Annotated in this window: 12 protein-coding genes; 4 read left to right on the top strand and 8 right to left on the bottom strand. The window is 65.7% G+C overall.

Annotation, left to right across the window (positions count from 1 at the left end; all coding sequences use genetic code 11):
- Positions 1-91: 91 nt before the first annotated feature.
- Positions 92-1,060 (bottom strand): DMT family transporter, encoded by a 969-nt coding sequence (locus tag FXB38_RS16135; RefSeq protein WP_148751849.1) that lies wholly within the window; start codon positions 1,058-1,060, stop codon positions 92-94.
- 130 nt (positions 1,061-1,190) lie between these two features.
- On the opposite strand from FXB38_RS16135, the gene FXB38_RS16130 reads away from it, so the two are divergent.
- Entirely contained in the window at positions 1,191-1,787 is a 597-nt protein-coding gene (locus tag FXB38_RS16130; RefSeq protein WP_148751848.1) for an Ada metal-binding domain-containing protein, read from the top strand.
- Positions 1,788-1,803: 16 nt separating this feature from the next.
- Here FXB38_RS16130 and map read toward each other — a convergent pair whose 3' ends face one another.
- A complete protein-coding gene (map, locus tag FXB38_RS16125) occupies positions 1,804-2,622 on the bottom strand; it encodes a type I methionyl aminopeptidase (protein WP_148751847.1) in 819 nt (272 codons plus the stop codon).
- A gap of 184 nt (positions 2,623-2,806) precedes the next feature.
- A complete protein-coding gene (locus tag FXB38_RS16120; protein ID WP_148751846.1) occupies positions 2,807-4,117 on the bottom strand; it encodes a mechanosensitive ion channel family protein in 1,311 nt (436 codons plus the stop codon).
- 438 nt (positions 4,118-4,555) lie between these two features.
- Here FXB38_RS16120 and FXB38_RS16110 point away from each other — a divergent pair, with 438 nt between their 5' ends.
- Complete coding sequence (locus tag FXB38_RS16110) at positions 4,556-6,349, top strand: potassium/proton antiporter (RefSeq protein ID WP_148751844.1); 1,794 nt, start codon at positions 4,556-4,558, stop codon at positions 6,347-6,349.
- A 316-nt stretch (positions 6,350-6,665) separates the two neighbouring features.
- On the top strand, positions 6,666-6,926 hold the full coding sequence (locus FXB38_RS16100) for a PepSY domain-containing protein (RefSeq protein ID WP_148751842.1): 261 nt from the start codon (positions 6,666-6,668) through the stop codon (positions 6,924-6,926).
- 44 nt (positions 6,927-6,970) lie between these two features.
- Here the strand turns inward: FXB38_RS16100 and modC are convergent, their stop codons facing one another.
- From modC to mepA, 5 genes are all read right to left on the bottom strand, one after another.
- Positions 6,971-7,633, bottom strand: a complete 663-nt coding sequence (gene modC, locus FXB38_RS16095; RefSeq protein WP_148751841.1) for a molybdenum ABC transporter ATP-binding protein — start codon at positions 7,631-7,633, stop codon at positions 6,971-6,973.
- Between the two features lie 2 nt (positions 7,634-7,635).
- A complete protein-coding gene (gene modB, locus FXB38_RS16090) occupies positions 7,636-8,331 on the bottom strand; it encodes a molybdate ABC transporter permease subunit (protein WP_148751840.1) in 696 nt (231 codons plus the stop codon).
- Between the two features lie 27 nt (positions 8,332-8,358).
- Positions 8,359-9,144 carry a molybdate ABC transporter substrate-binding protein gene (modA, locus tag FXB38_RS16085; protein WP_148751839.1) on the bottom strand — a complete coding sequence of 262 codons (786 nt, stop codon included), beginning with the start codon at positions 9,142-9,144 and terminating at the stop codon, positions 8,359-8,361.
- Positions 9,145-9,330: 186 nt separating this feature from the next.
- Complete coding sequence (locus FXB38_RS16080; RefSeq protein WP_187434915.1) at positions 9,331-9,834, bottom strand: hypothetical protein; 504 nt, start codon at positions 9,832-9,834, stop codon at positions 9,331-9,333.
- A gap of 342 nt (positions 9,835-10,176) precedes the next feature.
- Positions 10,177-11,121, bottom strand: a complete 945-nt coding sequence (mepA, locus tag FXB38_RS16075; protein WP_148751837.1) for a penicillin-insensitive murein endopeptidase — start codon at positions 11,119-11,121, stop codon at positions 10,177-10,179.
- Positions 11,122-11,552: 431 nt separating this feature from the next.
- Between mepA and FXB38_RS16070 the strand changes: the two genes are divergently transcribed.
- Entirely contained in the window at positions 11,553-13,721 is a 2,169-nt protein-coding gene (locus FXB38_RS16070; protein ID WP_148751836.1) for a putative bifunctional diguanylate cyclase/phosphodiesterase, read from the top strand.
- Positions 13,722-13,738 lie beyond the last annotated feature (17 nt).

The raw sequence follows: 13,738 nt of genomic DNA, 5'->3' as shown, positions 1-13,738 counted from the left end.
GTGTCATGGTGTCCCGCGGACAGTCTTGCTGCCGCCCGCAGGACGCGCCGTTCAGCCTATGAGATCGTCATCGACAAACAGGATGGCAAGATCAGGCTTTGAAGGTGACGACAATCAGCCCGGCGGTTTTCTGATCGTGTCGCGCCGGCGGCGGCAGCGTGACCGTGATCACCCCGGTAAGAATGAGCGCCATTCCGGCCAGAATTGACCAGGCAAAGCTCTCGCCGAGCAGGGTTGTGCCGAGCATCACCGCGAATCCCGCCCGCAGATAGCCCCCGCTGGTGGTGCCGAGCGGGCCGATGGTGCGGATCAGCCGGAAATAGATCACCATCGCGAGCGCCGTGCAGATCATGGCGAGCGCGACGACAGCCGCGATCGCCTGCGCCGGCGGCGGAGCCAGCATCCAGGGCCGCTCTAGGATCGCGGCCGCGGGCAGCATCAGGATTGCGGCGCAGCTCATGGCGCCCGCCGCCGTGACGATCGCAGGAAGCTTCTTGAACCGCTGCCCCCATAGCGGCGCGAGCGCGTAGCAAAGGCTCGCGCCGAGCACGGCCGCCTGCGCCAGCGGCGCGGCCGTGCCGATCCCCGACAGCGCGTCGATCCCCACGGTCACGGCGACGCCGGCGAGGCCGAGACCGACGCCGATGATTGTCCGGCCGCTGGTCGCCTGTCGTCCGCGCCCCGTCATCAAGGCAATCGCAAGCACGAACATCGGTGGTGTCGCATTGAGCACGCCGGCGAGGCCGCTTGTGATATGCGCCTCGCCCCAACTGATCAGGGTGAATGGCAGCGCGCTTTGCAGCACCCCTTGCACGAGAAAGGCAGCCCAGACCGATCCCTGGCGAGGGAGAGCGTGTCCCTGCGCCGTCGCAATGAGAAGGAGAAGACCTGCCGCGAGGGTCACGCGCGCCGCGACCATCGTGAACGGCGGAATCGACGGGATCGCCACCTTGATCAGCGTGAACGAGCTGCCCCAGATCAACGAAAGCAGCAGCAACAGGGCGATCTCGGAGGCGAGGGTGGCTTGTTCTGATGTTGCCTGTTCGGCCTGCGTGCTCATGCGGTGCTCCGCGATTTGCCGGCAGCATGATCAGGAAGCGGCCGCGCGGGCTGGCCGAATTCGGACCTCATTGTCCGATCGAGTCCGATTTCAGCTACTCGGCCGCCCGCATCGAAACTAATGTCGCGGCATGACGACGGGTCCGGCGCAACGGCAAACCCTGCCACCGCATCTCGACTGGGAGACCTGCGACCGCGCACGACTGGCACGGGCCCGCGCGTTCGACGGCCTGTTCTTCTCCGGCGTTCGCTCGACGCGCATCTATTGCCGGCCGGTCTGTCCGGTTCGCCCCGCACGCTCCGAGAACGTCACCTTCTATGCGACGGCTGCCGCCGCCGAGCGGGCCGGCTTTCGCCCATGCCTGCGCTGCCGGCCCGAAACCGCGCCCGGTTCTCCGGCCTGGCTGGGGACGGCGACCACCGTCGCCCGCGGGATGCGGCTGATTGACGACGGCTTTCTCGATCGCGCCACCATGACGGCGCTCGCCGAGGCTCTTGGCGTCGGGCCGCGCCATCTGCTTCGTCTGTTCCTGCGCCATGCCGGCGCGAGCCCCAGCGACATCGCGGCGACCCGGCGCGTGCAGGAAGCCAAGCGCCTGATCGACCGGACTGACATGACCTTGGCGGAGATCGCTTTCGCCGCTGGCTTCGGCAGCGTTCGCCGCTTCAACGACGCCTTTGCCGCGACCTACAAGCGGCCGCCGTCGTCCTTCCGGCGCCGGCGATAACCGAGACGATCTGCAATCACCCGATCTGCTTCTCGCCGTGCCGCTCCGACAGCGTAAAGATCTCGACGCCGGTGGCGGTGACACCGACCGAATGCTCGAACTGCGCCGACAGCGAGCGGTCGCGGGTGACTGCGGTCCAGCCGTCGGACAGGATCTTCACATGCGGCTTGCCGAGATTGATCATCGGCTCGATGGTGAAGAACATGCCGGGCTTGAGCTGCACGCCTTCGCCGGGCCGGCCGATATGGATGATGTTCGGCTCGTCGTGGAACATGCGCCCCAGGCCATGGCCGCAGAAATCGCGCACCACGCTCATGCCTTGCGGCTCGACGAAGCTCTGGATGGCGTGGCCGATGTCGCCGGTGGTGGCGCCGGGCTTCACCGCGGCGATGCCGCGCATCATCGCTTCATAGGTCACCTCGATCAGCCGCTCGGCCTTGCGCGCGATCGGGCCGACCGCATACATCCGGCTGGAATCGCCGTACCAGCCGTCGACGATGAAGGTAACGTCGATGTTGACGATGTCGCCTTCCTTCAGCGGACGGTCGCCGGGCATGCCGTGGCAGACCACGTGGTTGAGCGAGGTGCAGGTCGAGTAGCGGTAGCCGCGATACATCAGCGTCGCGGGATAGGCGCCATGGCTGAAGGCGAACTCGCGGACGAATTCGTCGATGCGATCGGTCGGAACGCCGGGGCCGACGACGTCGGTGAGCTCGTCGAGGCACTTCGCCACCAGGGCACCCGCCTTGCGCATGCCGGCAAAGGCGGCCGGCCCATGCAGCTTGATCTGTCCGGTCTTGCGCAGGGAGGTATCGGTGGCTTCGACGTAGCTCATGCGGGTCTGGTTCTTCTGGCTCGGGCCCGATACGGGCGGAAAGGCTTGATTTCAGGCCCAATCTAATGATTGCGGGCCTTCGCGCAAGCTTGGCAAGAGCGCTTTCGAGCGAAGTGGGTGCCGGTTCGCGTCAAGAAAACGCGTCAAATCAAGACGAGAGCCTGCCATGCGCCCGAAAGCAGGCTCAATTCGGGACTTCTACGGTGGTTTCGACCGGCAGCGCGCCGCCGCGGATGCGGATTTCGCGGACCGGGTAGGGAACCCGGATGCCCTCGCGCTTGAAGACGTCCCACAGCGCCAGCATCACGTCGCTCTTGACGTTGTCCATGCCGTCGGGGTCCGCAAGCCAGAGGGTGAGCGAGAACTTCATGCCGGCTTCGGCGAATTCGGTCAGGATGCAGTTCGGCGGCTTGGCCTTCTGCGCGCGCGGGTGGGCGGCCGCGGTCTCGATTGCGAGCTTGCAGACGAGCCTGGGATCGGCGTCGTAATTGGTGCCGAAGGTGATCTTCACCAGCGTGTTCTTGTCGGTATAGGTCCAGTTGACGACCTTCTGCGTCACCAGATCCTCGTTCGGCACCAGGAATTCGCGGCCGTCGCCGGCGGCCACGGAAATATAGCGCGTCTTCATCGCGCTGATGCGCCCGGTGTTGTCGCCGATGGTGACGAGGTCGCCCGGCTTCACCGATTTGTCGGCGAGCAGGATGATGCCGGAGATGAAGTTGGCGACGATCTTCTGCAGGCCGATACCGATGCCGACGCCGACCGCGCCGGAGAACAGCGCAAGCGCGGAGAGGTCGATGCCGACCGTGCCGAGCGCGAGCACGATTGCGATTGCGAGCAGCCCGATGCGGATGATCTTGACCAGCAGCACTTGCACCGACGGTGTCAGGTCCGTCGCCGAGTTGATCTTGCTCTCGGCGAAATTGCTGGCGATGTTGGTGAGCCAGAGCGCGAGGATCAACAGCGCGCCGGCCTTGAGCACCAGAAGTGGCGTCAGCCGCAATCCGCCGAGCACGATCGCATAGGAGTCGAGCAGATCGACCGTGGTGTCGAGCTGCCCGAGGATCGACAGCGCGGCGACGAACCACGCCGCAACCGACACCAGCTTGACGAAGAAGGCGTTGCGCAGCACCGAGGTGAGCAGCCGGATCGCGAGCCAGGCGAGCCCCAGCTTGGCGGCGACCATCAAGAGATAGCTGCGGCTCGGCCAGGTCGCGTGATACATCACCACGCGCGAGATGATCACGAGCAGGGTGAACATTGCCGTCGAGGCGCTCGAGACCATCACGCGGGCGAAGTGGCGCAGCGGCAGCGGCCAGCGCATCGCCAGCGAGGTCATGTCGACCCGGATGCGAATGGCGGCTTCCGCCGCATAGGCGATCCCGGCCGCCACCAGAATGAGCCCGAATTGCAGGTAGAACCATGGCGAGGCGATTTCCGCCCCGACGCTGCGCGCGGTGGTCTGCACGAACTCCATGAAGTCTTTGAGGTCCATCGGGCAGGTCTCTTCGGGAAGTGGGCGGCGGTTTGATTCGAAAGTGCCGCAGAATCCCATAATGGCTGCGGCCGGGCCATCGATACACCGCTAAATGAAGCGCGTTAAGGCCGCAAAATACGGGCAGATTGCCGCGAGCGGGAGAAAATGGGTTGGCGCGCCGGTGCGGCGACGATAAGGATGCATGAGCACATGTTTTTGAGATGGGCAAATCTGTCGGTCCCGGCACACTTCACCTCGCCCCGCTTGCGGGGAGAGGTCGAAATTCAAGCGCTGCTTGAATTTCGGGTGAGGGGGACTCTCCGCGAGTCCCACTATCACCGGCCCTGCAGAGGCTCCCCCTCACCCCACCCTCTCCCCGCAAGCGGGGCGAGGGAGTGCCCGGCCGGTGGCCCCCTGACTGAACTCGTCGATCTCCCGGAGTAACCGCAGCACCGCATGGCCTCCCTCGACTCTTTCAGCATCGCCATTCTGCTCGGCGCCGTCTTGGTGATGGCCGGTATCCTGTCGAGCCTGCTCGCGCTGCGCTTCGGTGCGCCGCTGCTGCTGGTCTTCCTCGCGATCGGCATGCTGGCGGGTGATTCAGGCCCCGGCCAGCTCCAGTTCAACGACGTCGGCACGACCTATCTGGTCGGCTCGGTGGCGCTGGCCCTGATCCTGTTCGACGGCGGCCTGAAGACGCGCTTTGCCAGCATCCGCACCGTGCTCGCGCCCTCGGTGATGCTCGCGACCGTCGGCGTGCTCCTGACCGCGCTGATCACGGCGCCGTTCGCGAAATACGCGCTCGACCTCAACTGGACGGAGTCGCTGCTGGTCGGCGCGGTGGTGGCCTCGACCGACGCGGCCGCGGTGTTCCTGCTGGTGCACACCCAGGGCCTGCGCCTGCGCCCGCGCGTCGGTGCGACGCTTGAAGCGGAATCCGGCACCAACGATCCCTTCGCCATCTTCCTCACCTTGATGCTGGTCGAATACATCTCGCTGGGCTCGAGCTCGCCCGGCCATGTGGTGATGGAGTTCCTGCAAGAGGCGGTGCTGGGTGCCGTCGTCGGTTTCCTCGGCGGACGTTTCGTCGTCATCGGGCTCAACAAGGTCGCGCTGCCGCAGGGCCTGCACGCGCCCTTCGTCACCACGGCCGCGCTCGTGATCTTCGGCGGCTCGCAGATCATGCATGCCTCGGGCTTCCTCGCCGTCTATCTCGCCGGCATCATCATCGGCAACCGGCCGACGCGCGCGCATAATTCGGTCGTAGCGTTTCTCGATGCCGCAACCTGGCTGGCGCAGATCGTGATGTTCGTGCTGCTCGGCCTGCTGGTCTCGCCGAGCCGGCTGGGCTCCAGCGTGCTGCCGGCGATCGGCGTCTCGTTCGTCCTGATGCTGGTGGCGCGGCCGATCGCCGTGTTCGTGTGTCTCGCCCCATTCCGCTTCAACTGGCGCGAAAAGATATTCATCGCCTGGACCGGCTTGCGCGGCGCGGTGGCGATCTTCCTGGCGTCGATCCCGATGCTGGTCGGCCTGTCAAAGGCCTATCTCTATTTCGACGTCGCCTTCGTCGTCGTGATCATCTCGCTGCTGCTGCAAGGCTGGACGCTCGCACCTGCCGCGCGAAAGCTGCATGTGGCGCTGCCGCGCGCCGAGCGCGGCCCGCGCCGTGTCGAACTGGATCTGCCCGGCCAGCTCGAGCAGCAGCTGGTCGGCTATCCGGTGCGGCCCAAGAGCCTGTATTTCCGCCGCGGCCTGATCCCGTCCTGGTCCAAGCCGACCCTGGTGATCCGCAAGGAGAGCATCTTGACGCCGACGGAGGCCGAGCCGATTGCGCCCGGCGATTACATCTATCTGCTGGCGCCGCCGGAAAAGGCCGAAGCCCTCGACCGTTTCTTCGTCGACATGCAGCCGAGCTCGGAGCCCGATCCGCATCTGCTCGGCGACTTCATGGTCTCCGGCGAGCACACGCTCGCCGAGCTCGCCGAGATCTACGGCGTCAAGGCGAGTGACGACGAGAGCAAGCTGACGCTGGCCGACTATTTCGACGTCCATCTCGATCGCGCGCCGAAGGAAGGCGCCGAACTGGCGCTGGGTGAGATCGTGCTCGTGGCGCGCAGCATCTCCGGCGGCCGCGTCAACGTCGTCGGCCTTCGCCTGCCGGAAGAAGACGAGACGCCGGCGCCGCTGACGCGCAGCCAGGCGCTGCGCCGCAAGCTCGCGGAGCTGTGGACCTCGGTGGCGGGGGTTTAATTCTCACGCAGTCCGCCTTGAGTTTTGCAGGACGGAACCAACTACACACTCCGTCATTGCGAGCGCAGCGAAGCAATCCAGACTGCCACCGCGGAAAGATTCTGGATTGCTTCGCTGCGCTCGCAATGACGGTGTTTGTTGAAGCGCCATGCCCTGCGACGGCGAGCCGATGCAGGACCCGGTTCGCACGGAACCGCCACGAAATCGCGGCAACCATGGAAGATTTGCGCGGCTTCGTGACTTCCGGTTCCGGAACGCTCTGCTGCGTAGTCCGTTCTAGCCACGTAACGGTCAATGCATCTGACAGGAGCAACCCATGCGCAAACTCATCCTGCCCGCCATTGTCGCGATCGGTTTGGGAGCGGCGGCGCCGGCGATGGCCTACGACACGGGCGATCAGATCTCGATGCAGGCCGCGCTCGACGTCGCGACCGACATCGGCGTCATGACGATTTCGCATACCCAGTTCCTCGGCGACGAATGGCAGATCGAGGGCCGCGACAGCAGCGGCCGCTGGATGGAGGTCGATGTCGACGCCCGAACCGGCGACGTGCGCAACGTCGATCGCGGCTGGTAAGTGATGCGCGAGGCGGGTCGTCCTCAACCGCGATCCGCCGCGCCTTACGTCAGCACCTTCACCCCGCCGAACGAGGTCACGCGTCCCTGCCTGAGCATCACGATCTGGGTCGCAAGTTGACGCAGCTCGGCGACGTCGTGGCTGACATAGACCATGGGAACATTGGCCTCGTCCCGCAGCCGCACCAGATAAGGCAAAATCTCGAGCTTGCGGGCCTCGTCGAGCGCGCCGAGCGGTTCGTCGAGCAGCAGCAGGCGCGGCTTTGACAAGAGCGCGCGGCCGAGCGCGACGCGTTGGCGTTCGCCGCCGGAGAGCTTTCCCGGACGGCGGTCGAGCAACGCGCCGATGTCGAGCAGCTCGACGACGCGCGTGCGCTGCGCCGGATCGGGCGCGAGACCGTTCATCCGCCGTCCATAGTCGAGATTTTGCGCGACGTTGAGATGCGGAAACAGCCGCGCATCCTGGAACACATAGCCGATGCGGCGGCGATAAGTCGGCACATGGATGCCGGCGGCGGTGTCATCGACGGTCTCGCCGTCGATGACGATGGTACCTCGGTCGGGCCGCAGCAGGCCGGCGATCATGTTGATCAGCGAGCTCTTGCCGGCGCCGGATGCGCCGAACAGGCCGGTGACGCGGCCTTCGCTTGCGAAAGATGCGTGCAGCGAAAACTCACCAAGCTGTTTTTCGACATCGACGTGCAGCATGGTCAGTTCCCGTGCAGCCGCGCGGTGGCGCGGCGGGCGAACCATTCGGCCGCGATGAGCGCGCCAAGCGCAATCACGACCGAGATGATGACGAGCCGGCCTGCGGCGGCGTCGCCGTCCGGCGTCTGGATCAGCGAATAGATCGCGGACGAAATCGTCTGGGTCTCGCCGGGAATGTTGGAGACGAAGGTGATGGTGGCGCCGAACTCGCCGATCGCCTTCGCAAAGCCCAGCACCATGCCGGCGAGCACGCCGGGCAGCGCCAACGGCAACGTCACCGTGAAGAACACCTTGAAGGGCGCGGCGCCGAGCGTCTCGGCCGCCTGCTCGAGCTTGCGATCGATCGCCTCGATCGACAGCCGCATCGGGCGCACCAGCAGTGGAAACGACATCACGCCGCAGGCGAGCGCAGCTCCAGTCCAGCGGAAGGCGAAGACGACGCCGAGATGATCGGCGAGGAAGGCGCCGACCAGGCCGCGGCGGCCGAAGGTCAGAAGCAGGAGATAGCCGGTGACGACGGGCGGCAGCACCAGCGGCAGATGCACCAGCGCATCGAGCACCGATTTGCCCCAAAAATCCCTGCGGGCGAGCAGCCAGGCCAGCGCAATGCCGAACGGCGTCGCCACCAGCGTTGCGATGACGGCGACCCTGAGCGAGAGCAGGATCGCCGTCCATTCGGCGGGAGAGATATCGAGCATCAAGTCGTGATCATCACGTCGCAAAACCTAAGTCGTGGGAGAGATCAGGAACCTGAAGCCGTATTTCTCCAGAATCGTCTTGGCGGCTGAGGTGCGCAGGAAGGCGAGATAGTCGTTGGTCTCGGGCTTCGCGGTCGTGGTCGCCGCCACCGGATAGATGATCGCGGGATGCGAATCCGCGGGGAAGGTGCCGACGATCTTGACGCCGGGCTCGACCTTGGCGTCGGTTGAATAGACGATGCCGAGATTGGCTTCACCACGCGCCACCAGCGTCAGCGCGGCGCGCACGCTCTCGGCCATCGCGAATTTCGCCTCCGCCGCCTGCCAGGCGCCGAGCTTCTCCAGCGCGGCCTTGGCGTATTTGCCAACGGGCACCGACTTGACGTCGCCGGTCGCGATCCTGCCGTCGCCGGCGAGCTTTGCGAGGTTGAAACCTTGGGCGATGGTGACGTTGTTGATCTCTGAGTCCTTCGGCGCGATCAGCACGATGCTGTTGCCGAGCAGGTTGACGCGGGTCGGCTCGTTGATGGTCTTCTTGGCTGTAGCGTAGTCCATCCAGTCGGTGTCGGCGGAGACGAACACGTCGGCCGGCGCGCCCTGCTCGATCTGCTTGGCGAGCACCGAGCTTGCGGCATAGCTGACGCTGAACTTGACGCCGGTCTTGGCGGTGTAGGCGGCATCGATCTCGTCGAGCGCGTTCTTCATCGACGCCGCGGCGAAGACCGTGATGGTCTTGTCCTCGGCGGCGGCCGGCGAAAGGCTCGCGCCCGCGAGCATGACGAAGGCGGTGAAAAGTCCGGCAATGCGATACATGGATGGCGCTCCGTGCGAGATCGCGCGCGCAAATGCACGCGCAAATCTGGCGTTGGTTGGGTCAGATCGCGACGGGCGGAAGCGCTGTTCCACGGGACCTTGCGACGGCTTACGGCCGGCAGGGATATCGCAGCTCTCGAAGATAGCAGGCTGCGCCCTCAGGTCAAAGGCGTCTAACCAAACGGCCTATTGCGCCGGCAGGATCGAAATCGAGAGCGAATTGTCCTTGGCGCCGCTGATCTGCAGCACGAACGGCTTGTCCGAGAGCTCGTATTTCATGGTCTTGCGGATGCCGTCGCAATCGGTGGCGCCGCTGAAGGCTATGGGCTTGAGGAGATGCCCGTCCTGGACCACGTCGACCCAGGCCCCGCTGGACAGGCTGATCGTATAGAGCCCGGCCTTCGCCGCCTTGATGCCAGTGAAGCCGGCAAAGGTGCCGTCCTTCGGCGCTCGCTCCGGCGGCGAGGGCAGTTTTGCCTCCTGAGGCGCGACCAGGCCCAGCGTGATCGCCGACGAGGGGACCGCGGCCTGTTCGCTGCCCGATGCGAGCCTGGCGCGGTCCGGCGCCGTCAGCGCGGCGCGGTCGCGCTCGATCGGCCATTTGAACTTGTCGCAGCCGCTGGGCTCCTCGGCGGCGAGAGCGGAGGTCGCGCCGAGTGAAAGCACGGCGAGGAGGGCGAGGACGCGCATGTCAAATCTCATCGTTGGCCACGCAAGGACGCGGGGCGTGCGGTCAGGTTTCGTTGGCGAAAGGGATGCGCATCCCGGAATGCCGCGGGCTTACGGCCGCGCGGCATGGCGATCCTAGCGCATTTGGGTGGCACGAACCAACCACCTGTTCGTCATTCCGGACAAGCGCAGCGGAGCGAAGCGCAGATCCGGGATCCATAACCACAGGGTTGTGTTTGGCGAAGACTCGGAGTTATCAGCTCGCGCCACAACCGCTCCCTGTGGTTCTGGGTCCCGGATCTGCGCTTGCGCTTGTCCGGGACGACAGTGGTGGGCAGGGCGGCAGCTTGCCCGACGCGCGCCCTACCGCTTCGCATCGGCTGCGCGCAGCACGGCTTTGCAGGCCGCCGGCATCTGGGCCAGCGTCATCGGCGGCTTCGGCTTCGGCGGCTCCGGCGGCGGCTTCGGGTGCAGCACGCCTTCGCTGAACCAATAGGCCAGATCGGAGGGCTTGCAGCCTTCGTCCTCGGATTGCGACGGCTGGCCCTGACATTCGCTCGCGCCCGCTGGGCAGCGCATGCGGATGTGGAAATGATAGTCGTGGCCCCACCACGGCCGGATCTTCGACAACCAGGAACGATCGCCCTTGGCTTCGCGGCACAGTGCCTTCTTGATCGCGGGATTGACGAAGATGCGCTGCACCGCCGGCTCCTGCGCGGCGTCGCGCAGCATCAGCACATGGCTCGGCGTGAACACCTTCGGGTCGATGTCGAGCCGGTCCTCGCGCACCATCATCACCGCCGACATCTCCTCGCGCTCCTCGCGCGAGAGCCGGTGGTCCGGCATCGGCGTCAGCCAGATGTCGGCGTCTAACCCGATCTGATGGCTGGCATGGCCTGATAGCGCCGGCCCGCCGCGCGGCTGACCGATGTCGCCGACCAAAATGCCCGGCCAGCCCGCGTCCTTGTGCGCTTTGGCAGCCAAGCGCTTGATCAGCGCGATCATGTCGGGGTGACCGTAATTGCGGTTGCGCGACAGCCGCATCACCTGCCAATCGTCGCCGTTGAGCGGCATCTGCTGGGCGCCGCCGATGCAGCCCTTCACATAGGAGCCGATGACATGTGCCGCCCCCGTCGAGGGCAGCAGCTTGCGCGCGAACAGCTCCCTGGCGCCGATCTTGGGATCGTTCGGATTGGCGAGCGGCGGCAGCGGCTTCGGGTTCACGCTGCCCTTGTCCTGGGCCAGCGCTGAGCCGGCGGCCAGGAGCGTCATCATAAGCAGGAGAGGGGCGATGCGGCGGGGACTCATGCTGATCCTCTTATAGCCGAACGCCGCGTCTGGGTTAAGAATTAGGCTTTCGACGTGGCCGCCTAGCCTCGATTTTTAACGGCTCGATAACCGTATCCTGCATTGACCAATATTCGTGCGCGGAACGAGAGGCGCCTGGCTCCTGCATGCAAGCGGCCAGCGGTCCGGAACTGATTCAAGGAGATTGCGCGTTTTTGCATCTCCTCTCCCGCCGATCGCGACGCGGGAGCAGGCTCGACGCGCCCGTGGACGCCAGTCGCGCCTCGCAAACAGGCAAACCGGCCCGGCGCCCGGTCGGCACTGCCGTGACGGCGTCGGCCAGGATTACCTTCTTTTCATAGACTTGCCCCAAGACTTGCGTCCGCTGGGTGCGGCTAGGGCGTGTGAAGTTGAGTTTGGGGTCCAAGAAAACAGGAAAGCGAAAGTGCAACGTGCTTGCCCGGGGCGGCCGACGGCCGCGCAAGCCGCGATTCGCGCGCGCGTCGCATCCGCCCGTTGCACACGACGCACTCGTGCAGAGCCGTGGGGAAGCCGAAGCGGCCATCGCCGAGGCGCGCAAATCGCATGAGCGGCTGCGTCAGGCCGTCGACATGCTGCCGCAAGGCATTGTGATCCTCGATCCGGAAGGCCGCTACGTCCTCTGGAACAAGCAGTACGCGGAGATCTACAGCAAGACCGCTGACCTGTTTCAGGAAGGCGCGCGGCTCGAAGACACGCTGCGCATCGGCGTTGCCCGCGGCGACTATCCGGAAGCGGCCGGTCACGAGGACGAATGGATCGCGGAGCGGCTGAAGAAGCTCTACGAGCCCGGCAAGCGCCACGAGCAGACGTTGTCCGACGGCCGCGTCATCCTGATCGAGGAGCGCCGCACCGATGACGGCGGCGTGGTCGGCCTGCGCGTAGACATCACCGAATTGAAGCAGCGCGAGGCCTCGTTCCGCTTGCTGTTCGACGGCAATCCCGTCCCCATGATCGTCTGCGCGCTGGATGACGAGCGCATCCTCGGCGTCAACGACGCCGCGGTCGCGCATTACGGCTATAGCCGCGTCGAATTCGAGAAGCTGAAGATCCACTCCCTGCAGGCTTTCGATCGCGAGCCGCCCTGGGCCACCGACCGGTCCAGCGAGGAGCAGGCCGCGCGGACCTGGAAGCACGTCAAGGCCGACGGCGCGCTGATCGATCTTGCGATCTATTCCCGCGAACGAACCTATGACGAGCGGCCCGCGGTGCTGCTCGCGCTGATGGACATTACCGAACGCAAGCGCGCCGAGGCGCGGCTTGCCTTCATGGCCCAGCATGACGGGCTGACCGGCCTGCCCAACCGCAATCGCTTGCGCCAGACCATGGACGAGATGCTGCAGCATTCGCGGCGCAGCCCCGAGAAGGTCGCGGTGCTGATGCTCGGGCTCGACAACTTCAAGGCCGTCAACGACACGCTGGGTCACGCGGTCGGCGACAAGCTGTTGCGCGGCGTCGCCAAGCGCCTGCGCTCGACGCTGCGCGAAGAGGATGCACTGGCGCGGCTCAATTCCGACGAGTTCGCGATCGTGCAGGGCGGATTGGCCCGACCGGAAGATGCGGTGGGGTTGGCAAAACGCCTGCTGGAGGCCATCGCCGATCCCTATCTGCTCGACGGCCATTCCGTGGTGATCGGCGCCTCGATCGGCATTGCGACGGCGCCGGCCGACGGCGACGAGTCCGAAAAGCTGCTCAAGAGCGCCGACATGGCGCTGTCGCGCGCCAAATCCGATGCGCGCGGCACCTTCGCCTTCTTCGAGGCCGCGCTCGACGCGAAAGCGCAGAGCCGCCGCAAGATCGAGGTCGAGCTGCGCGACGCGATCCAGAACGACGTGCTGCGTCCCTATTACCAGCCGCTGGTCGACCTCTCGAGCGGCCGCATCACCGGCTTCGAGGCGCTGGTGCGCTGGCCGCATCCGGAGCGCGGCATGGTCTCGCCGGCCGAGTTCATTCCGGTCGCCGAGGAAACCGGTCTGATCAATCCGCTCGGCGGACTGATGCTGCGCCGCGCCTGCCTGGATGCTGCGACCTGGCCCGACGACGTCCGCGTTGCCGTCAACCTGTCGCCGCTCCAGTTCCGCAGCGGCAATCTGCTCTCGATGGTCACGGACGCGCTGAAACATTCCGGCCTGCCGTCGCGGCGGCTCGAGCTCGAGATCACCGAGACGCTGCTGCTGGAGAAGAGCGCGCAGGTGCTGGCGACATTGCATGCGCTACGCTCACTCGGCGTCCGCATCTCGATGGACGATTTCGGCACCGGCTATTCCAGCCTCAGCTATCTCAGAAGCTTCCCGTTCGACAAGATCAAGATCGACCAGTCTTTCGTCCGCGATCTCGGCGCCAACCGCGAGGCGCAGGCGATCATCCGCTCCATCGTCAGCCTCGGCAAAGGCCTCGGCGTCATCATCACCGCCGAAGGCGTCGAGACCGAGGCCGAGCTGAGCTGCCTCCGCGCCGAAGGGTGCGACGAAGGCCAGGGCTATCTGTTCAGCAAGGCCCGCCCCAATGTCGAGATCATCAGCCTGCTGACGGCGCAGCGTGGGATTGACGGGGACGACGAAGACGCCGCGCTGGTGGCGTGATCCTGCTGTCTGATATA

The sequence above is a fragment of the Bradyrhizobium cytisi genome, from assembly GCF_008123515.1.
Taxonomy (GTDB): domain Bacteria; phylum Pseudomonadota; class Alphaproteobacteria; order Rhizobiales; family Xanthobacteraceae; genus Bradyrhizobium; species Bradyrhizobium cytisi.
This window is presented reverse-complemented; position numbering and strand designations above follow the sequence as displayed.